21 protein-coding genes are annotated in these 19,439 nt (G+C 52.0%); 10 read left to right on the forward strand and 11 right to left on the reverse strand.

Translation table 11 applies throughout. From position 1 onward, the window contains the following. Nucleotides 1–125: 125 nt before the first annotated feature. From SH580_RS21765 to SH580_RS21775, 3 genes are all read right to left on the reverse strand, one after another. Nucleotides 126–380, reverse strand: coding sequence for a Txe/YoeB family addiction module toxin (locus tag SH580_RS21765; protein WP_319832912.1), 255 nt, complete (start codon nucleotides 378–380; stop codon nucleotides 126–128). Further along, nucleotides 377–628, reverse strand: coding sequence for a type II toxin-antitoxin system Phd/YefM family antitoxin (locus SH580_RS21770; protein ID WP_319832913.1), 252 nt, complete (start codon nucleotides 626–628; stop codon nucleotides 377–379). Before SH580_RS21770 ends, SH580_RS21765 begins: the two co-directional genes overlap by 4 nt. Nucleotides 629–1,361: 733 nt before the next feature. Beyond that, nucleotides 1,362–1,835 carry an IS110 family transposase gene (locus tag SH580_RS21775; protein ID WP_319832914.1) on the reverse strand — a complete coding sequence of 158 codons (474 nt, stop codon included), beginning with the start codon at nucleotides 1,833–1,835 and terminating at the stop codon, nucleotides 1,362–1,364. Nucleotides 1,836–2,465: 630 nt separating this feature from the next. Between SH580_RS21775 and ltrA (SH580_RS21780) the strand changes: the two genes are divergently transcribed. Continuing rightward, nucleotides 2,466–3,968, forward strand: a complete 1,503-nt coding sequence (gene ltrA / locus SH580_RS21780; protein WP_319832915.1) for a group II intron reverse transcriptase/maturase — start codon at nucleotides 2,466–2,468, stop codon at nucleotides 3,966–3,968. Between the two features lie 70 nt (nucleotides 3,969–4,038). Here the strand turns inward: ltrA (SH580_RS21780) and SH580_RS21785 are convergent, their stop codons facing one another. Then, nucleotides 4,039–4,593, reverse strand: coding sequence for a biopolymer transporter ExbD (locus tag SH580_RS21785; RefSeq protein WP_319832916.1), 555 nt, complete (start codon nucleotides 4,591–4,593; stop codon nucleotides 4,039–4,041). A gap of 49 nt (nucleotides 4,594–4,642) precedes the next feature. After that, on the reverse strand, nucleotides 4,643–5,155 hold the full coding sequence (locus SH580_RS21790; RefSeq protein ID WP_319832917.1) for a hypothetical protein: 513 nt from the start codon (nucleotides 5,153–5,155) through the stop codon (nucleotides 4,643–4,645). Between the two features lie 379 nt (nucleotides 5,156–5,534). Between SH580_RS21790 and ltrA (SH580_RS21795) the strand changes: the two genes are divergently transcribed. After that, a complete protein-coding gene (ltrA, locus tag SH580_RS21795; protein ID WP_319832915.1) occupies nucleotides 5,535–7,037 on the forward strand; it encodes a group II intron reverse transcriptase/maturase in 1,503 nt (500 codons plus the stop codon). Nucleotides 7,038–7,131: 94 nt separating this feature from the next. On the opposite strand, the gene SH580_RS21800 is transcribed toward ltrA (SH580_RS21795), so the two are convergent. The 5 genes from SH580_RS21800 to SH580_RS21820 form a co-directional block, all read right to left on the reverse strand. Further along, the gene (locus SH580_RS21800) at nucleotides 7,132–7,809 is read right to left on the reverse strand and encodes a DUF1963 domain-containing protein (RefSeq protein WP_319832918.1); all 678 of its coding nucleotides are present in this window, start codon (nucleotides 7,807–7,809) and stop codon (nucleotides 7,132–7,134) included. Nucleotides 7,810–7,858: 49 nt separating this feature from the next. Beyond that, nucleotides 7,859–8,335 carry a hypothetical protein gene (locus SH580_RS21805; RefSeq protein ID WP_319832919.1) on the reverse strand — a complete coding sequence of 159 codons (477 nt, stop codon included), beginning with the start codon at nucleotides 8,333–8,335 and terminating at the stop codon, nucleotides 7,859–7,861. An 82-nt stretch (nucleotides 8,336–8,417) separates the two neighbouring features. Further along, nucleotides 8,418–8,609 (reverse strand): hypothetical protein, encoded by a 192-nt coding sequence (locus SH580_RS21810; RefSeq protein ID WP_319832920.1) that lies wholly within the window; start codon nucleotides 8,607–8,609, stop codon nucleotides 8,418–8,420. A 124-nt stretch (nucleotides 8,610–8,733) separates the two neighbouring features. Continuing rightward, the gene (locus tag SH580_RS21815) at nucleotides 8,734–9,195 is read right to left on the reverse strand and encodes a hypothetical protein (RefSeq protein WP_319832921.1); all 462 of its coding nucleotides are present in this window, start codon (nucleotides 9,193–9,195) and stop codon (nucleotides 8,734–8,736) included. A 13-nt stretch (nucleotides 9,196–9,208) separates the two neighbouring features. Beyond that, nucleotides 9,209–9,544, reverse strand: coding sequence for a hypothetical protein (locus tag SH580_RS21820; protein ID WP_319832292.1), 336 nt, complete (start codon nucleotides 9,542–9,544; stop codon nucleotides 9,209–9,211). A 275-nt stretch (nucleotides 9,545–9,819) separates the two neighbouring features. On the opposite strand from SH580_RS21820, the gene SH580_RS21825 reads away from it, so the two are divergent. Next, nucleotides 9,820–11,235, forward strand: coding sequence for an integron integrase (locus SH580_RS21825; protein ID WP_319832922.1), 1,416 nt, complete (start codon nucleotides 9,820–9,822; stop codon nucleotides 11,233–11,235). A gap of 361 nt (nucleotides 11,236–11,596) precedes the next feature. Here the strand turns inward: SH580_RS21825 and SH580_RS21830 are convergent, their stop codons facing one another. Continuing rightward, nucleotides 11,597–13,240, reverse strand: coding sequence for an NAD+ synthase (locus SH580_RS21830; RefSeq protein WP_319832923.1), 1,644 nt, complete (start codon nucleotides 13,238–13,240; stop codon nucleotides 11,597–11,599). 109 nt (nucleotides 13,241–13,349) lie between these two features. Here SH580_RS21830 and SH580_RS21835 point away from each other — a divergent pair, with 109 nt between their 5' ends. From SH580_RS21835 to SH580_RS21865, 7 genes are all read left to right on the forward strand, one after another. After that, a complete protein-coding gene (locus tag SH580_RS21835; protein WP_319832924.1) occupies nucleotides 13,350–14,690 on the forward strand; it encodes a TolC family protein in 1,341 nt (446 codons plus the stop codon). A 6-nt stretch (nucleotides 14,691–14,696) separates the two neighbouring features. Beyond that, nucleotides 14,697–15,287 carry a Maf family protein gene (locus tag SH580_RS21840; protein WP_319832925.1) on the forward strand — a complete coding sequence of 197 codons (591 nt, stop codon included), beginning with the start codon at nucleotides 14,697–14,699 and terminating at the stop codon, nucleotides 15,285–15,287. Nucleotides 15,288–15,312: 25 nt separating this feature from the next. After that, entirely contained in the window at nucleotides 15,313–16,437 is a 1,125-nt protein-coding gene (locus SH580_RS21845) for a hypothetical protein (RefSeq protein ID WP_319832926.1), read from the forward strand. A 75-nt stretch (nucleotides 16,438–16,512) separates the two neighbouring features. Beyond that, on the forward strand, nucleotides 16,513–17,349 hold the full coding sequence (locus SH580_RS21850; RefSeq protein ID WP_319832927.1) for an RluA family pseudouridine synthase: 837 nt from the start codon (nucleotides 16,513–16,515) through the stop codon (nucleotides 17,347–17,349). Between the two features lie 97 nt (nucleotides 17,350–17,446). After that, complete coding sequence (locus tag SH580_RS21855; protein ID WP_319832928.1) at nucleotides 17,447–18,010, forward strand: transglycosylase SLT domain-containing protein; 564 nt, start codon at nucleotides 17,447–17,449, stop codon at nucleotides 18,008–18,010. 55 nt (nucleotides 18,011–18,065) lie between these two features. Then, nucleotides 18,066–18,968 carry a TIGR03862 family flavoprotein gene (locus SH580_RS21860; protein WP_319832929.1) on the forward strand — a complete coding sequence of 301 codons (903 nt, stop codon included), beginning with the start codon at nucleotides 18,066–18,068 and terminating at the stop codon, nucleotides 18,966–18,968. Further along, entirely contained in the window at nucleotides 18,914–19,282 is a 369-nt protein-coding gene (locus SH580_RS21865) for an NAD(P)/FAD-dependent oxidoreductase (RefSeq protein WP_319832930.1), read from the forward strand. The genes SH580_RS21860 and SH580_RS21865 overlap by 55 nt, the downstream gene beginning before the upstream one ends. Nucleotides 19,283–19,439: the final 157 nt, after the last annotated feature.

The following is a 19,439-nucleotide window of genomic DNA, read 5'->3' on the forward strand; positions in this document are numbered from 1 at the left end:
GTTGATTTTTAGAGTTTTACGTGTGATGTGCTCTGAGAAAAGTGGACACATCAGCACTCTGGCTCAGTCGGCCTGCAACGTCCGCCGAAGATGGCGGAGCAATTGATCACCGCGACTGGATGGTTTCAGTAGTGGTATCGCAGCTGGGCGATGTGAATCCCATTTCCATTAATTCGATAAACCAGCCGATGCTCTTCATTGATTCTCCGAGACCAGAAACCGGAAAGTGAATGCTTCAAGGGCTCGGGCTTGCCGATGCCCTCATGCTGGTTCCTATCAATATCCTTAATCAGTTCGTTTGCTTTCTTGAGCATGCGCTTGTCATTTTTCTGCCAGTATTGGTAGTCCTCCCACGCTCGATCTGAAAAGATCTTCTTCATTCAGCCAGTTCTCTCTCTTTTCCCTTTCCTTCTTCAAGTTGCTGAATGGACTCAAGAAGCCTCCGGGCATTCTTCGGGCTCCGAAGCAGATAAGTGGTTTCCTTCATGGATTCGTAATCCTCCAAAGACATCATGACCACGGAATCGGTGCCTTTCTTCGTGATGATTACAGGATCATGGTTACGGCAGACTTCTGTGATCGTGCGCGCGAGGTTTTCTCTAGCACTGGAATAGGTGATGGCGTTCATGGTGTTGTCCATGATATTGGACAACTGTGCCCCGTCAATTCATTTTATGCCATCGTGGAGGACTGGCACCCAGCCCGTGAATTGTGGATTAATGAAGCTTGTCGCAAATCAGACGCGTTAAATGGAGTGTCCAGCTCCGTCCTAGCATGCTCAGCATGTTGATAAATTAAAATGCTTAAAGTTCATTGTTAAAGACCTGAATAGCAAATCAATCACTAGAGAAGCACATGTGCGTAATCGCGAGATTCCGTGCGAAAGCAGTGTGGATCTACCTAGAAGTCCGCGACGACACCTCAACCAGCGCAGCGCAGAATAACAACTGACGAGCTGATGCTTCAAGTTGCGCCGAAGGGGGATGAGCGTAGTGAGTCGGAAAAGCTGGGGACTTAGTGCCCCTGGCTACTCGATTGGGTCTTCAGTTTTCTTTTGGACTTAGCTGCGTCTAGGTGTTCACCGATCCAGACTTTTATTAGGGATTGTCGAGGTACGCCAATACGATTTGCTTCACGGTCTAAACGTTCGATCATCCAGACTGGAAAATCTTCCATGAGAAGAGGTTATTATTTAATGTGAAAATTTCAATTTTGTTACTCTTTTATGATGTATGTTTGAGAGAATGTCGAGACGGATTCCCTATGTCAGACTTCCATACGCACTCTTTTTTGTGAGCTTACCAGGCTCGGTGCTTGTGGGTGTCCTGTCTCGGAGCTGCTAACTGGTTCTCGCTTTCATCTTAGATGCCTAGGCTTTTGAGAGAGCCGCGCACATGGTTGACCAGTTTGACGCGTGCGGTCACCAGGGCATCGCGTGCTTCAATGATCTTCAGCGCTCGTTGGTGCGCCTCGCTCTTGTGTTCGATGCCGTAAAGTAGGTTGCGGTCAAAACGTCCGATACGAGCCAGCAGCAGCGCGTCACGCTCATCGTTTTTGTTGTCGGTCTGGTAGATTGCCCGGACCTTGCGTGGATTGGCGACGACTACCTTGTGGCCGCGCTGGTTAAACAGACGGCTAATCCATGGTGAATGACAACCGGCCTCCATGATGAGAGTGGCGCCTCGGTTGGCTTTGCTGAAGCGAATCAGCTCGGGCTGGTTGTTGAGCAGTGTTGTTCGTTCGATAATCTCGCCCGCTGCGTTTAGAGTGCAAGTTTCGTGGCTCTTGTCGCCGAGGTCGATGCCGATGGTGTGGGTGTTTTTTGCTGTATTCATAGTGGCGTAGTTCTATGCGATTGAGCTCCATTTTTGAAGCTTACTCGCTACGCCTTCTCATGCCTACTGGATATAGCTCCCAGAGTGCCCAACGGCATCAAATCTGACAAGCGCTTCTTCTTCCTTTCGAACTTGTATTTTCCGGCAGAGCCGGGAACCGCTAATGACCGCTAATTTTACGCTTATGGGGCTTCTTCTCTTTTTCATCTTTTCTTCAATAAGCGTTCATAAGCGCCAATAAGCGGTGTCAAATTCTCTTCTATATCGTGAAGGATGAGCATAGATGAGCGCAGCGAAATCTATTGTCTCACTCCGTCTTGGTATGCCCGGCATGTTGATAAACTAATATGGTTAAAGTCCATTGTGAAAGACCTGAATAACAAATCAATCACTAGAGAAGCACAAGTGCGTAATCGCGAGGTTACGTTCGGAAGGAGTGTGGATCAAACCGACGAGCTGATGTACAAGAATGTCATAGGAGGCACAGAGGGCGGGCGAGCGGGCCAAGGATCGCGAAGCCCATCAGGTCAGACCCGATGTGTAAATGACGCAGTTGTGTCGGGGAGGTGTATCAACTTATCCGGGGAGGCCTCCAACAGTGGCTTGTCAGAGCTTCAATCTGCTCATGAGATGGCGAGCAGCGCCGCCAGTGATGGCGGAGTGATCACCGATGGAGGAGTCAGCAGAAGGCATATTAGCCGCGGAGATGAGCTTGCTGAAGGCAGGACGGACTCACGAAGCGGTGAAGGCCCGAAATACGTATGGCAGCCGGACTTGCCTCTGGAACCCACCCATAAACGCCGATCGGCGCGCGGGCAAGGGGAGCCAGAGCAATACAGCCGGTTGCAGCCCGAGCTACTGGAGGCAATCTTCAGTAGCACGAACCTCGAAACGGCGTATCGCCGCGTCAAAGCCAACGGCGGAGCCGCTGGTGTGGATGGAGTGAGTCTGGAAGATTTTACGCTGTGGTATCGACTACGGCGCAAAGACCTGCTGCGCCGTCTGCATCTGGGGAACTACTGCCCGAGTCCGGTTCGCCGCACTCACATCGAAAAGAAGAACGGAAAGAAGCGCCCTTTGGGCATTCCGACTGTCTTCGACCGGATCGTGCAACAAGCGATCCATCAAGTGCTCTGTCCTATCTTGGACAGTAGCTTTAGCCCTAACAGCTACGGCTTCCGCCCGGACTGTCGTGGGCATGATGCGGTTCGCCGCATCCTAGCATGCAACCGTGAAGGCTTCAAATGGTCGGTGGACATCGACCTGAAGTCGTTCTTCGATAAAGTCCCGCAAGCGCGTGCGTTGGAAGCACTACGTGAGCGTCTCGATGGGGATGGCCCTGTCGTGCGCTTGATTAAGCGCTACTTAAAAGCGGGCTACATCGAACTAGGAAGCTATCACGCAACAGTTGAGGGGATGCCGCAAGGTGGCCCGCTTTCACCTCTACTTTCAAACCTGGTGCTCGATGCACTGGACAAAGAGCTGGAGGCGAGGGGACATCGTTTCGTCCGTTATGCGGACGACTTCGTCGTTCTGCTCAAAAGCGAACGTGCCGCACATCGTGTCTTCGCTAGCCTCTGTGAGTTCGTCGAGAACAAACTGGGGCTAGAGATCAATCGCGAGAAAAGCGCGGTGCGTCCTGTAAAGGAGCTGAACTACTTGAGCTTCCGCTTCCACGCGGGCAAGATCAAGGTTAGTGAATCCTCATTGTCCGACTTTAAATACAAACTCAAAGAGTTGAGTAATCGCAACTGGAGCGTGAGCATGGACTATCGCATGTATAAAACCCGCCAATACATCAAAGGCTGGATGGGCTACTTCGGACTGAGTGAAATCTATACGATCTGGCCACCAATAGACAAATGGCTGCGCCGTCGTCTTCGCATGTGCTACTGGCGTATGTGGAAACGTGCCCGTCGTCGTTATCTAAACCTACGAAAACTTGGCACGAGTGCAAAGAATGCAGGAGGCTTCGCTAGAACCTCCAAAGGCTACTGGCGTGTCGCCTTACATCTCGGGCGCAAAACAGGGATGACGGATAAATGGTTAGCAAGCGAGGGCTTGATTGAAATCAAGCAAGAATGGTGGAACGTAAAGTTCCTGCGTATAACCGCCTTAAAACAGACTGCGTAGCACGTCGATCAGTCTGGCTGCGGTCCCGCACGGCAGGTGGTGTGAGAGGTGGCGTCCCGTGCGGCGTCACCTACTCGATTTCTGCTTTGGTTGTTGCTATTGCTACATCTTTTAAACCTGCCTTCGCGCATAGGTCCATCACTGAAAGCAATTCTTTATGGGCGACCGCAGGTTCTGCCCGAATCAGGATTTTTGTATCATCAGGTAGTTCCAAAAGTTTTTTCTCTAATTCTTTGCTTGAGATTAGATTGCCGTGAGCGTGCAACTCTTCCTTGGTAATAGAAACTTCAAAAGCTTTTTTTTGCTCTAGTGGGGCGAGCTTTTGATTGGCACCTACATCTGGTTGTGATTTGTTCACTGGCCGTTTAAAGATGTAAGTCGGAAGATGCTCTTCTGTTGTTTGTTTGATCAACACGAGTTCCCATCCATTGCGTCCAAGTTCGTTTAAGTTACCTTCTGGTGTTTGTTTCGAATTCCCAAGTCTGTGGATAATCTTGTATTCCCATTTCTGATTCTTAGCTTCCTCTACTTCTTGAAATCCAGCATCATTAGAGTAAGCTAGGGCAAAGGTGGACAGGCATGTAGCCATAATTGCGAAGGATATTTTTATCTTAGTTGGTTTCATGTTTTTTGCAGAACGTAGAGCATGAGCTATGGCGCGTTAGCGACATTGCTCACTGCGACTGGATCGATTCCTTCCTTTCTGGAGCGATTGATACTCCGATTGCTCCATCCATGTAGTCTGGAATAAACATCCGAACTCTGGGTAGGGCAAGATAATCAAAGGCATGCATCGAACCAGCAAGCGGGCTAGATATCAGAAACCATGCGTGTGTCTCCTCCGTGGTGATGGACTTATAAGATTCAGAATAATACACCTCAGGGATTAGGATCCGATATCTTGCTTTTTTTATTCCTTTAATTTCGACCTCATCATCAGGCCATTGATGCCCGTTCTGAAACTTCACACTACCGTCCACAACTAGGTAAGTGTATAGAAATATATCTTCGTGAAAATCTACATCTGGATGCTTCGATTCCCTGATGATTTTCATTTTTTCTAAGACTTCTCCAGACAGATGACCTTCGATAATAAGGTCAGATCTTTCATACATCCCTCCAAAGTCTTTATCGCTACTAAAGGCGATCAGGGGCAGTAGTGCTATGACTGTGAGGAGGAATTTCATTCTTTCATCGATCGTCGAGGATGATCACGTAGAGGAGCGCAGCGACTCGGAGTTGATCACTCCGCCTTGGTATGCCCGGCATGTTGATAAACTAATATGGTTAAAGTCCATTGTGAAAGACCTGAATAACAAATCAATCACTAGAGAAGCACAAGTGCGTAATCGCGAGGTTACGTTCGGAAGGAGTGTGGATCAAACCGACGAGCTGATGTACAAGAATGTCATAGGAGGCACAGAGGGCGGGCGAGCGGGCCAAGGATCGCGAAGCCCATCAGGTCAGACCCGATGTGTAAATGACGCAGTTGTGTCGGGGAGGTGTATCAACTTATCCGGGGAGGCCTCCAACAGTGGCTTGTCAGAGCTTCAATCTGCTCATGAGATGGCGAGCAGCGCCGCCAGTGATGGCGGAGTGATCACCGATGGAGGAGTCAGCAGAAGGCATATTAGCCGCGGAGATGAGCTTGCTGAAGGCAGGACGGACTCACGAAGCGGTGAAGGCCCGAAATACGTATGGCAGCCGGACTTGCCTCTGGAACCCACCCATAAACGCCGATCGGCGCGCGGGCAAGGGGAGCCAGAGCAATACAGCCGGTTGCAGCCCGAGCTACTGGAGGCAATCTTCAGTAGCACGAACCTCGAAACGGCGTATCGCCGCGTCAAAGCCAACGGCGGAGCCGCTGGTGTGGATGGAGTGAGTCTGGAAGATTTTACGCTGTGGTATCGACTACGGCGCAAAGACCTGCTGCGCCGTCTGCATCTGGGGAACTACTGCCCGAGTCCGGTTCGCCGCACTCACATCGAAAAGAAGAACGGAAAGAAGCGCCCTTTGGGCATTCCGACTGTCTTCGACCGGATCGTGCAACAAGCGATCCATCAAGTGCTCTGTCCTATCTTGGACAGTAGCTTTAGCCCTAACAGCTACGGCTTCCGCCCGGACTGTCGTGGGCATGATGCGGTTCGCCGCATCCTAGCATGCAACCGTGAAGGCTTCAAATGGTCGGTGGACATCGACCTGAAGTCGTTCTTCGATAAAGTCCCGCAAGCGCGTGCGTTGGAAGCACTACGTGAGCGTCTCGATGGGGATGGCCCTGTCGTGCGCTTGATTAAGCGCTACTTAAAAGCGGGCTACATCGAACTAGGAAGCTATCACGCAACAGTTGAGGGGATGCCGCAAGGTGGCCCGCTTTCACCTCTACTTTCAAACCTGGTGCTCGATGCACTGGACAAAGAGCTGGAGGCGAGGGGACATCGTTTCGTCCGTTATGCGGACGACTTCGTCGTTCTGCTCAAAAGCGAACGTGCCGCACATCGTGTCTTCGCTAGCCTCTGTGAGTTCGTCGAGAACAAACTGGGGCTAGAGATCAATCGCGAGAAAAGCGCGGTGCGTCCTGTAAAGGAGCTGAACTACTTGAGCTTCCGCTTCCACGCGGGCAAGATCAAGGTTAGTGAATCCTCATTGTCCGACTTTAAATACAAACTCAAAGAGTTGAGTAATCGCAACTGGAGCGTGAGCATGGACTATCGCATGTATAAAACCCGCCAATACATCAAAGGCTGGATGGGCTACTTCGGACTGAGTGAAATCTATACGATCTGGCCACCAATAGACAAATGGCTGCGCCGTCGTCTTCGCATGTGCTACTGGCGTATGTGGAAACGTGCCCGTCGTCGTTATCTAAACCTACGAAAACTTGGCACGAGTGCAAAGAATGCAGGAGGCTTCGCTAGAACCTCCAAAGGCTACTGGCGTGTCGCCTTACATCTCGGGCGCAAAACAGGGATGACGGATAAATGGTTAGCAAGCGAGGGCTTGATTGAAATCAAGCAAGAATGGTGGAACGTAAAGTTCCTGCGTATAACCGCCTTAAAACAGACTGCGTAGCACGTCGATCAGTCTGGCTGCGGTCCCGCACGGCAGGTGGTGTGAGAGGTGGCGTCCCGTGCGGCGTCACCTACTCGATTTGGACTTTTTGTTTTTATGCGCATTGCCAGAGGAACCTCGCTTTCTTTCTGTCCTTGGAGATAAAAGCATACCCGATTCCTGCGTCTCCAAAATTCACATAGAAGGGAACTGATGTCGAATCTAGCTGAAGAAGAAGATCCCATGGTTCTGAATCAGGAAACTCGTCATTTTGTAGGAAAATAGGTGAGCCACCTATTTTATTTCCTTCAAGCTTCCTTGCATAAGCCTCGAAGTCTGAATCACTCAACTCGCTCCGTTGGTCGATCGGGATGAAATCAGGCTCGTCAGAAATGCTACCTTCGACTTTAAACTCACATGGTTCAGGTTGCAGGCGTTTCTGGAACATTTTCTTCACCATCTGGTAAAGAGTTGGTCCTTTCGTATACTTCTTCGTTGGGACTTCAGTGCTGCCTGGCTGGAGGATAACTGCATTCTCTCCACCGTCAGGTTCCCATGTTCCATCGACATAATCCTTCCCGTCGGTCATGAATATGTAGGCGACCTTCGCTTCAGATTCGCCGAACAGTTCGGGTGACAGCACAATCTGACAAATGAAACGCATCGGCTCACCTGTCGCTCGACTGAGTGGCCATTCCACTTCTTCGATCCAGTTTGGCTGACCACCGAATTTCGTTTCTGGCTCAGAGATTGGCTTCTTGCTTTTGGTAAACTGTATCAGTTGCCGATTCATTTCTTTGTCCAACGTCGAGGCCAGGCACCCAGCCTGACGAGTTTGTAGTTTAAGTGGTTCTCGGATTTTCGGGCGGGTTACATGGGTTGACCTGAGCCGGCTGGTTCTGTCTGAGTTTTCTAGAGCCGGTAGATAATAGTATGAACCCAAAAATTGCTGAGAAACCTCCAATCATTAAGGAGTCATCAAAATCGGATTGAGACGATAATCTTTCGACAGTAGTAGCCCGTTTTCTTATGTCGTCTGTGATGATTTCTGAACCTTTAATTTCCTCAACCAAGAGGAAAGCTTCTCTTTGGACAATTAGCTCATCAATTCGAGATTCATTTGCTTTCGATAGCCCCCAAAAAACGAAGATAATCCCTAGAAACATCAGTCCGATTCCTGTGAGTCTAGAAGTCGGATCTATTTCCTTCTTTTCTTTCAGCCACTTAGTCACTGAGTATTCTTCGGCTAGATCGTTTTTCATTTTCTCTTTTGCAGAACGTGTAGGCCAGGCACCCAGCCTGACGAGTTTGTAGTTCAAGTGATTCTCGGATTTTCGGGCAGGTTACATGGATTGACCTGTGCCGACTGGTTCGATCCCATTTCTAAATTTGGCAACTTGGCTAGTAGCCACCCAGAGAGGCTGCACCAAAGCCAAAGATCATGGCGAAAATGGCGAACACTATGCCGCAAATGATGTAGAAGAGGATGATTGCTGGTATTGCAGCGAGCATTAGCTTCAACATAATCGCGACAAGCCTACCGAAGGGAATGTCAATATCACGAATAGTTGTATTATCGTTTTGTTCGTTCATTTTATTTTTTTAATTTAGGGTTATAGGCTTTGCTAAGAGCAGGTCTGTTAATTTATTTTATCGAACGTAGAGTGTGAGCGTAGATGAGCGCCAGCGAAATCTATTGTCTCACCACGACTGGATCTCAGTCGATTTCGATAGATGCTTGTGAAATACCCAAACGCTTCAAATCTCTAGTCACTTTCCTTTCAAGGCTTTCATTTATCCATACACCCCAATACTTCATTTCGCCATCGCCTTCAGGTCGAAGCCTCAAAGACAGAATGACATAGCCTTCCTCGTGGTATTGAGCATGTTTCTTCAATAATTCTGTTTCATTCATCGAGCCCCAAGCCCCGTAGGCGAGGCCTTTCGGCTTATCGATAAAGATCTCCCTTATCTTACCACCTTCTCTTTCAGAATAGATTGGGAATCTCCCCTCGGCATTAAGCGCCTCAAACTGAACTTGGGACTCTGCAACTGGTATCCAGTTTTCGAAAGCTTTCTCTCTTCTCTCCGCTTTGCTTTCGTCGAGTTGGCTCAGTGTGATGTCGGCGGCAAAGCAGCTAGTCATAGCTGCCAAAAAGAGTAGGATTAATTTTTTCATTTTTTTGAGATCGCTAAGGAGTATCACGGAGAGGCGCAGCCTCGGAGTTGATACCTCCGCCTTGATCTACTTTTAGTCGGGAAACGAGGAAGTATTTCGTAGCCCAGAAAAAAGATAGATAGCTTAATACCAATACGGCTACAAAGAATGCTATCAAAACTAGTGGGTTCTCGACTGGGATGAAAGTCAGAATATTTCCGAGAACAAAGCTCACAATCCACGCAAGTATCCAAAATCCGATGAAAGCTCGAATATAGTCAGAATGCGTTAAGCTTTCCTTTTTCTTTTTTCCTTCTGCTTCATGCTTAGTCAGTCGAGGCTCAGGAATTGTGAATCTGAAAGTTTTCATTCTTTCTGTAGATCAGTTTTATTAGTGTATTTTGGGTGCACGTTAGACGTTTTCAGGTAGGGCTCAAGTTTATTAGTTTAAGTTTCTTAATTCATTGTTTTCAAGTTGGATATGTAATGATTGACTCAGTTGTCCAAAAGTCGACTTTCGTTCGGGTGAGCCAAAATGTCTCCGAACACGCGGGCGGGGTTAGTGTATCTTTTGCGGCGTTGGTTTGTCTTTTTTTAAGTTCAGACTTGCAAATAGGTGAACGAATGTTCACGTTGTAAAGTGTTATGATTATTGTTTCCTTCCCTAATTGGTCGGACGCCCTGAAGGCAGCGGATTTGCCGGACAAGGTGCGTGACCGTCATCGTGTCATCATCAACTGGTTCCTCGGTCATTTGAAACGGGAACATATGGCTGCGTCGAAGGACTCGGCGCGGATGTTCCTAAAACATTTGATTGAGACGCGCCGACCGCAGGACTGGCAAGTCGAGCAGTGGCGCCAAGGGCTGAACTGGTTTTTCCGGAAGGCGCCGTCTCGGCGGCACAAGGCGGCGAAAAAGATTGAGAGCTCCGCAGAGGGTAAGGTGTTGGCCGGGGCGACCGACGACAGCCCCCGGAGCGGGATGCAGGAAGATGACGAAGCACCGATGGTTGAGGAAGGCTACGAGGACGGGCGGCAGCACTATGCCTACACGGTGGCGGAGATGCAGGCGAAGGTGCCGATGGATCCGTGGTTTGAGGAGACGGTGCGTTTGATGCGGGTGCGGCAGATGGCCTACCGCACGGAAGAGGCCTATCTGGGCTGGATTCGGAGGATGGAGCGTTTCCTTGGAAGCAAGGATGGGTTGGAGGCTTTCGCGGAGGAAGACTTGAAGCGTTTTTTGAGCTTTCTTGCGGTGGAGGAAGGCGTGGCGGCGGGGACGCAGCGGCAGGCCTTAAACGCGGGTGTCTTTTTCCTGCGCGAGGTGCGTAAGATGGAACTGGGAGATTTTAGCGATTATGTGAAAGCAAATCCACGCAAATACTATCCGGTGGTGTATTCCAGAGGGGAAATTAAGCGTTTACTGGATAATGTGAAGGGGACGTGGGGTTTGATGGCACGACTGCAATATGGCTGTGGTTTGCGCATCTCGGAGCTGTGTCGCCTGCGAGTCAAGGATGTGGACCTGGAGCGCGGCAAGCTCTACATCCGAGCGTCTAAGGGGGATAAAGATCGTTGTGTGCCGCTGGCTCGATCATTGCAGGAGCCTTTGGTCGCTCATCTGAAAGTTGTGCGTAAGACCTTTGAGGCGGATCGTCAGGCAAATGTTCCAGGGGTATTTATGCCTGGGGCCTTGGATCGAAAGATGTCGCAGGCGTGTAAGCGCTGGGAGTGGTTTTGGCTCTTTCCGATGCAAAGCCTCTCGCGTGATCCTCGTGGAGAACGCGATGCAGCTAAGCGGCGACATCACATTTTGCCGCGAGCGTATCAAAAGCATCTCTCGCTCGCAGCTGTGAAAGCAGAAATTCCGAAGCGTTCAAATTCGCATGTATTACGGCACAGTTATGCGACGCATCTACTAGAGAATGGGACAAATATTAGGACTTTGCAGGATTTCCTGGGCCATGCTTGCGTGGAGACGACGATGATTTATCTGCACGTAATGGAAGATCAGCAGGATTTGACGGTGAGTCCCTTGGATATTTTGGAAGGCTCGTCGTAGTCGTGTGCGTCGTATGTGGCCGTGCGGCATCTTGCTCGATGGCCCCAAGCTATGGGATTGAAGGTTCGAAGCGACCGAATGGCGCTGAGTATGTTTTGTGACACATGGGAACGCTGGGAACGTCCAACGTCGAACGTTCAACATTGAACATCGAATGATTCGTGCCCGAGCTTAATCATTCAACATTGGATGTTGGACGTTCGATGTTGGACGTTCCCACGTTCGTTCTGTTTCTGAGAATCGTCGTGTTGATTGAAGGGGCGTTAACGTGGATACCGCGGCGCTCACGAGCGAACACACTACGTAGATGCGCGGACCCATTGGTGGGTTCGATTGGGCCTCGGGGTGCTTTGAACCGCGCTTAGCTTACATATTTCTGTACGATGGGGATGCGGCGGCCGACGCCGAAGGCGAGCGGGGTGGTCTTGAGACCGGGGGCGGCTTGCTTGCGCTTGTATTCGTTGAGATCGACTTTGCGCACGATGTCGTTGACGATCTCGGAGTCGTAGCCCTTTTCCACGATCTCGGCGCGTGAGAGGCCCTCTTCTACGTAGAGGCGCAGAATGCCGTCCAAGACTGGATAGGGGGGCAGGGAATCTTCGTCTTTTTGATCGGGGCGTAGCTCGGCGGAGGGCGCTTTTTCGATGGTGTTGACGGGGATGAGTTCGCGCTCTAGGTTCATGTGGCGTGCGAGTGCATAGACTTTCATCTTGGGCAAGTCGGAGATGACTGCCAAGCCGCCGCACATGTCACCGTAGAGGGTGCAGTAGCCGACAGAAATTTCGCTCTTGTTGCCGGTGGTGAGCAGTAGTGCGCCAAATTTATTGGACATCGCCATCAGCAGCAATCCACGTGCGCGGGCTTGGATGTTTTCTTCGGTCACGTCGGCGGCGCGGCCGGCAAAAAGGTCGCCCAGGGCGGATTCGGCGGACGCCACGGTTTCGGCGATGGCGACTTCGTGGTATTCGATGCCGAGGTTTTGGGCGAGCGCGGCGGCGTCGTCACGGCTGTGTTGACTGGAGATGGCGGAGGGCAGGGCGATACCGACCACGTTTTCGGGGCCGAAGGCTTCGGCGGCGATGGCTGCAACCACGGCGGAGTCGATGCCGCCGCTGAGGCCGATCAGTGCTTTTTTGAAGCCGCTCTTGTGCGCGTAGTCACGCAGGCCGAGCACGAGTGCGGCTTGTGTGGCGGCATTGCCTTTGAGGTTGAATTGTTCCGACACATAGCCGGCAGGGCTTGCGAGATCGATCACGTGATTTTCTTCGCGGAAGGCGGCCAGGCCGGCGACGAGGCCGCGCTCCGGGTGTGCGGCGAGGCTGCCGCCATCGAAGATGAGTTCGTCGTTGCCACCCACGGCGTTGCAGTAAACAGCTGGGCAGCCGCAGCGTTCGGCGGCGTCTTGCACCAGTGGCTCGCGCGCTTCGTTTTTGCCCTCGTGCCAGGGGCTGGCGGAAAGGTTGAGTAAGAGGTCGATGTTTTGCTCGGCCAGCTTGCCTACAGGATCGTTGCAATAGCGGCGACTGGTCTTGAGATCGGGATGGGTCCAAATGTCTTCACAGATGGTGATGCCGACCTTTTGCCCCTGCCACTCATAGACGGTGGGGCCTTCGGCGGGCTCAAAGTAGCGCTCTTCGTCGAAGACGTCGTAACTGGGCAGGAGCGATTTGTGGGCGACGGTTTTAACCTCGCCGGATTCGCACCATGCGGCGGCGTTGTAGAAGGGGCGTCCTGTGATGCAGGGGCCGCGGTCTTGCACGTAGCCGATCACTGCGGGCACGGAGCCGATCTGTTGGGCAATGGCATCGAGGGCGTCTTCTGTATCACTGACGAAGCGGCTTTTAAAGAGTAGGTCGCGTGGCGGATAACCGCAGACGGCGAGTTCGGGGAAGAGCACTAAGTCGGCACCGTCGGCGACGAGCGCTTTGTAGGCGCTTAGGATGCGTTGTGAGTTGCCAGTCAGGTCTCCGACTGTGGTGTTGATCTGCGCGATGCCAATTTTCATAGGTAAAATGTATTTGAAACGATTGTTTGAACTGCGACTTGCAAATAAATGACTTGCTCGAATAGTCAGGCGGACTTGCTTAAGCTGCAAGGTTTACGACTATTTTCCAATGTACAGAGAAGACAAGACTTTCGCCATTCTATTCACTCTTTGCCTGAGTTTATTGTCTGTCTCATTGATGGGGCAGGTGGCCGACAGTGCAATTGCGTCGGAGCCACTTCATTTGAGTGTCGATGACGTGATTGAGCGGGTGAAGGGGCAGAATTTACAATTGTTGATGAATCAAGAGAGCGTGCGGCGTGCTTTGGAGCAGAGCTATCAGCGTCGTGCGGCTTTGCTGCCGCAGTTTTCGGTCAATGCGCAACAATCGCGGCAGCAAACGGCGTATGCTTCTTCGTCTTCAAATTTGGATATCCCTCCTTATAATCTGTTTACTTCGCGGATCGAAGCTTCGTTACCGGTATTTGATACTCAACGCTATGCAGATTTTAAAATTGCTCAGCTGAATTACGCCATCGAGCAGATGGATTATGCGGTGGCTACGCAGGATATTTTGGAGCAAGCGATTTTACTCTACTTTACTCAACTGCGCGATGTGCGTAGTGTGGAAATTGCAGAGGGAAATATCGAGCGTGAGCAGACGCTGCTGGACTTGGCCCGGCAGCAATACGATGCGGGCTCCGCCGTTAAAATCGACGTCACGCGTGCGGAGGTGCGACTGGCGACGGAGCGTCGCACATTAATGGAGGCCGAGATTGCTGTCGAAGAGTCGATGTTGGAATTGAAGGCCTTGCTGGACTTGGATCTGGATCGTGAACTACGCTTGGACCGTGGTATCATTGAGGGAGCCAAGGCACCACCCAGTCTGAAGCGATATGGCTCTCAGGAGGTTTTGACGGAATTGCGCCCCGAATTACAGAGCCAGCAAAAAGTGCTCCGCCAGGCGGAACTTGCGCGGAAAGCCGCTGGCTGGCAGCGGCTGCCTACCTTGGAATTATTTGCCAATTGGGGCTATGATTCCAATCACGCTTTGGATGGCGATGAGGGGGAGGCTTGGCTCTTCGGACTGCGTGCCACAATGCCTCTATGGGAAGGGGGCCGTATCGCTGCGGAGAAGCGCGAGGCTGCGGCCGCTGTGCGCCAAAACGAATATCAGATGCGCGACTTGCGCAATCGGATCGAGCGTGAATTTAAGTTTTCATTACTCGCAATGGATTCGCGTTACGCGCAAATCGAAATTGCGCGTGATGAAGTGCGCCTCGGCCGTGACGAGGTCGAGCAAGCCAGTGAGCGCTATCGCGAAGGTCTCGGGGATAATCGTGAGTTAATTGATGCGCAAATACGTCTTGCCGATGCGGAGCGCAGCCATCTCAACGCGATCTATCTGTATGGCTTGAGTCGTTTGGCGTTTGCACGATCCATTGGCTCTGTTGAACATGTTTTAGACTAAGAAATTATGGCTGAGCTTCCTACACACTTTTATTTAGCCTCCGCTTCGCCGCGGCGTGCAGAGCTGATGCAGCGCATGGGGCTACGCTTCGAAATCCGGCCCACTCACGTGGAGGAAGATGATTCCGGTAGCCAGGGGCCTGAAGTGATGGTGCTGGAAAATGCTAAACTCAAGGCGTCCACGCTCTCGGAGCTGGAGCCTGAGGCTTTGGTGCTCGGCTCCGACACCACGGTGGCTTGGGATGCGCATGTGCTCAGCAAGCCGATCGACCTGGCGGATGCGCGGCGAATGCTGCATATGCTCTCGGGCCGCAGGCACACCGTCTATACCGCGGTGTCACTCTATTGGCAGGCAGGTGGGCTGGCGCATACTTTTGTGGAGCGCAGTGATGTGCGCTTTCAGCAGCTGGACGACGCGCGGATCGATCAGTATTTTGCACGAGTCAACCCATTGGACAAGGCGGGTGCCTATGGCATACAAGAAGGCCGTGAGTTGATTATAGAGCATGTGGAAGGTTCGGTGGAAAATGTCATGGGCCTGCCAATTCAGGCCCTTGAGCAAACTTTACGGGAACTAGGTTTTGATTTTTGGAACTAAGAGCATTTTATCGTGAAGACAAATTGTGCCCGATCCTGCCATAGAGCCTAGTAGTGCGAATCCATTCAGCCTCGATGTTCGCGAGCCTCGATGGGTGACTTGGGTTGCGGTCTTGGCGACACTCCTCGTTCACCTAGGAGTGGTGCTAATCGTGCCAGAGGAGTTGATGCCGCTGCAGTCCGACAGTGGCGAAGAGGCCGCAGCTGACGAGGTCTATGATATCAGCTTGGTCGAGCCAGTCGAGCCGCACTACGTCGAAGCAAATCCCGAGGCGCCGGAAAATGAGCCCGATCGCACGGATCAATATTCTTATCGCAGTCAACAGGCGGCCGATGACAGCCCCTTGTCAGATGCGCTCAACAAGCCCCATGTCGAGGGAGAGGAAGATTCTCAAAAAATAGTGCAAGGCACTTTAGAGCCCTCGCCGCCTATTGAGCCCGGAGTATATGCGCCCAACGCGCGCGCGGGCGAAGGCGAGGGCGATCAAGGAGGGAAATTAGGACAGCCTCAGGAGTTGGCCCCACCCAAGCCTACACAGCCCTTGCCGGCGCCGGCGTTCATACAACAAGATCCTGTGACCGAGGAAGGACCCGGCAGTCGTAGCGACTTTGCAGGGGAAGCGCAGGAAGTATTTGAAAACCCCGATCCAGAGGCACCGATCGATGTGTATCGCCCTCAGCCAAGTCTTGAACAGTCGCAACAAACCCCGGGGGATGGAGCGGGGGGGGCCGTCGAAGCGCAGCCGAAACCTCGCGCACGGCCGCGTTTGGCACCTGAATTGATCACGGGGCCACTGATGCGTTCGCAAGGCTCCGCTCGCAGGCGCGGTGTGATTGCGCAAGATGCGACCTTTAGTGAATTCGGGGAGTATGAGCAGCAATTTTATGCCGCGATTCAAACGGGCTGGTATCAGGAAATTGAGTTCTTCCAGCCGATCGATACGGCTACCAGCGTGCAGGTGCGCTTTACGCTGCATGCAGATGGCCGTGTGACGGATGTGAAAGCCGTGCGAACCACCGCCAGTGAGATCGCCACTTTTATCTGCGAGACTGCAATCACCAAGCGCTCACCTTTTCGTCCCTGGACACAAGAGATGGTCAAAGTCTTTGGGCAGCAAAGGACCTTGAATGTGAGCTTCCATTATCGTTGATTTTACAATTTATTTACTGACGTGATTATGTGTTGAGCTTTTGCGCAAATCAGTGAGATTACCTTTCAATTATCAATGTCCGACTTAATGAACACACCGCTCGATCAACTTCCTCTCAATGGCGCAGTTAACTTGCTTGCACACAATGAAGACGGCCTAGTTGCGCTAGAAAAGCCGACGGGGTTGATGTCGCATCCAAATGGGCCGGAAGACAATGAACGTTCGCTACTGACGGCGGATTACGATTTGAAGGAAGAATGCTATTCCTGGACAGACGCTACGGGGGAAATACGTCGTGCGTGGTTGATCAATCGACTCGATTCGCCGACTTCCGGTGTCATTTTGCTGGGCTTGAACCCTGAGATCACTGCGGTGATCAAAAAAGAATTTTCGACTCACCGGGTGACGAAAATTTATTACGCTTTGGTACGTGGACGTCCTCAGGTGCCTTCCGGGTCTTGGTCGGATAAACTCAAGAAAGTGGCCAAGAATGGCAATTGTGCACAAATCGTGCCTGCAAAGACGCGTTACCAGGTGATCAAATCGCCGACTGGAGGTTTTCCCGTTTCATTGCTCAAATTACTGCCACTGACTGGGCGGACGCACCAACTGCGCGTGCAATGTAATAAGCATGGTTTACCAATCGTGGGGGATCGCACCTATGGGAATTTTGGTTTCAATAAGGAAGTCGCCATTAAAGTGGAGACGCGCCGTATGATGTTGCATTCGGCAGAGACGATCGTGCGATATTGCTATAAAGGTCAGCTGCGTGAACTAACGGCAAAGTCTGAACTGCCGGAAGATTTTAAAGCCGTGATGTCCTATCGTCCGGGCTTGAATATGCATCGCCCGAAGGGGACACGAAGTCAGGTATTGGCCGGGCGTCGTTTTAAGGCCCCCGAGGCTCCCTAGGCTCCCGAGGTCGTCAGGTCTCGGGCGGTGTGCGATCCGTGTGGAGCGGCCTAGTGTTGCCAAGTGCTTGATCGGGTGTTTCACTCCTGCCATGTCAATGGATTATCACTATCACAGACACGAGCGTTTGTTGATCCGGATCGCTGTAATATTGGGCGTGATAGTGGGGATTTTAGCGTTTACCATTACACGTAAGATTAGCGGTCGTTCGGAACAGGTGTCACCCGAGGAGGTGTGGGCTTATGTGCAAGAAATAGCGCCTCAAAAAGATTTGGATCCGGAGTTTATCTATGCGATCGCGTGGGCGGAAAGTAGTTTGAATGCACGTGCCCGTAGTTCGGTGGCCCGTGGTATGATGCAACTGACTAAGCCGGCTTGGCGCGAGGTGAGTGATGAATCTTACCGTCATGCTTGGGATTGGCGCACCAATGTGCGTGTGGGCATCGATTATCTTGCATTCTGTCGGGATTACCTGAAGAGACATGACCATTTTAGCTATCCACTCTTGGCGGCGTCGTATCGTTACGGGCCTTATCACGTGAGGAATAAGAATTTTAATATTTTGAAACTAAAGCAGCCTAAGAATGAAATTTATCGCCGCATCTTCGAGGGCAATATTCACCCTGTGACGCCGCCGGCGGAGGCGGAGCCGGCACTCTGATCGGAGCGACGGAATTACATTGCGAGTCCGAGCGATCTACCTTGCTTTGAGCCGTATGGACAACTCGAGGCGTGAAATTGCAATTATAGGCGGCGGACCTGCAGGTTTGCGGGCAGCAGAGGTGGCTGCGCGTCGTGGAGCTGCGGTCACAGTCTTTGACGCCAAGCCTTCAGTGGGGCGTAAATTCTTAGTGGCCGGGCGCAGTGGTCTGAATCTGACCAATAGTGCCGATTTTGAGACATTTTTGGCCCAGTATTCCGGGCGTGATTTTCCAGTCGAGCGTTGGCGGGAATACCTGAAGGATTTTGACAATTATCATTTGAGTGATTGGGCCGCGGAACTCGGGGTGGACACCTTTGCGGCATCGAGTGGTAAGGTTTTTCCTTTTTCCAAGAAGGCGGCGCCTCTATTGCGCCGCTGGGTCCTGCGCTTGCGCGAATTGGGCGTGGTGTTTCGTATGAAGCATCAATGGACGGGGCTAGCGAAACAGCCCGACGGCCGGATTCAAATCGACTGTCTGCAGGGGGATCAGCCCGTGCAGGCAAGATTCGATGCGGTCGTCCTCGCCATGGGCGGTGCCTCATGGCCGCAGACCGGATCTACTGGCAGTTGGGTCTCCATTTTGGAGGCGCAAGGTGTGGAAGTAGTGCCCTTAGCAGCCGCAAATTGTGGTTGGGAGTGTGACTGGAGTCCTGAGACGCGTGCACAGATAGAAGGCAAGCCACTGCAGAATTTGAAGCTGAGTGCGAATGGGCGTACGCTGACCGGTGAGTTGGTGGCCACGCGTTACGGTTTTGAGGGCACTCCTCTGTATACTTTAGGCAGAGAGTTGCGCCGGATGGCTTCGCCCGTCATCGAAATCGATTTTAAGCCAACATTACTGAAGCGCGGCTCATTGCAAAAATGGAGTCCGCGCGTCGCAATTTTTATAAAGAGGCCGGCCTGCGTTGGAAATTAAATGAGACCGCCTGTGCGATTCTCCGTCAGTATTACGGTGAGTTTCACGATGCAGCTTCTTTGGCTCAAGCGGCCAAGTGTTGTCGGATTCCATTGACGCAAGCGCGTCCAATCGCCGAGGCCATTTCCACCGCAGGAGGGGTGGCTTGGTCGGAATTGGATGCGCAACTGATGCTCAAGCAATTGCCCGGCGTCTATTGCGCGGGAGAAATGATTGATTGGGAAGCGCCCACCGGCGGATTCTTGATACAAGGTTGCTTCGTGACCGGGAACGTGGCGGGGCAGAGTGCCGCGGCTGGGCCGGTGATGGCGTGACTTCTGGGGAGACGCGATGTCGCGTTAGCGAGGTCTGATGCGTGTCGGGGAGACGCGATTGGCATCGCGTCGCTACGGTGGTAGGTAGTGGCGTGACTTTTTTGGGGTAGCGATGTCGCGCGAGCGACGTCTGCTGCGGGCCGGGGAGACGCGATTT

Source organism: Coraliomargarita algicola, assembly GCF_033878955.1.
Lineage (GTDB): Bacteria > Verrucomicrobiota > Verrucomicrobiia > Opitutales > Coraliomargaritaceae > Thalassobacterium > Thalassobacterium algicola.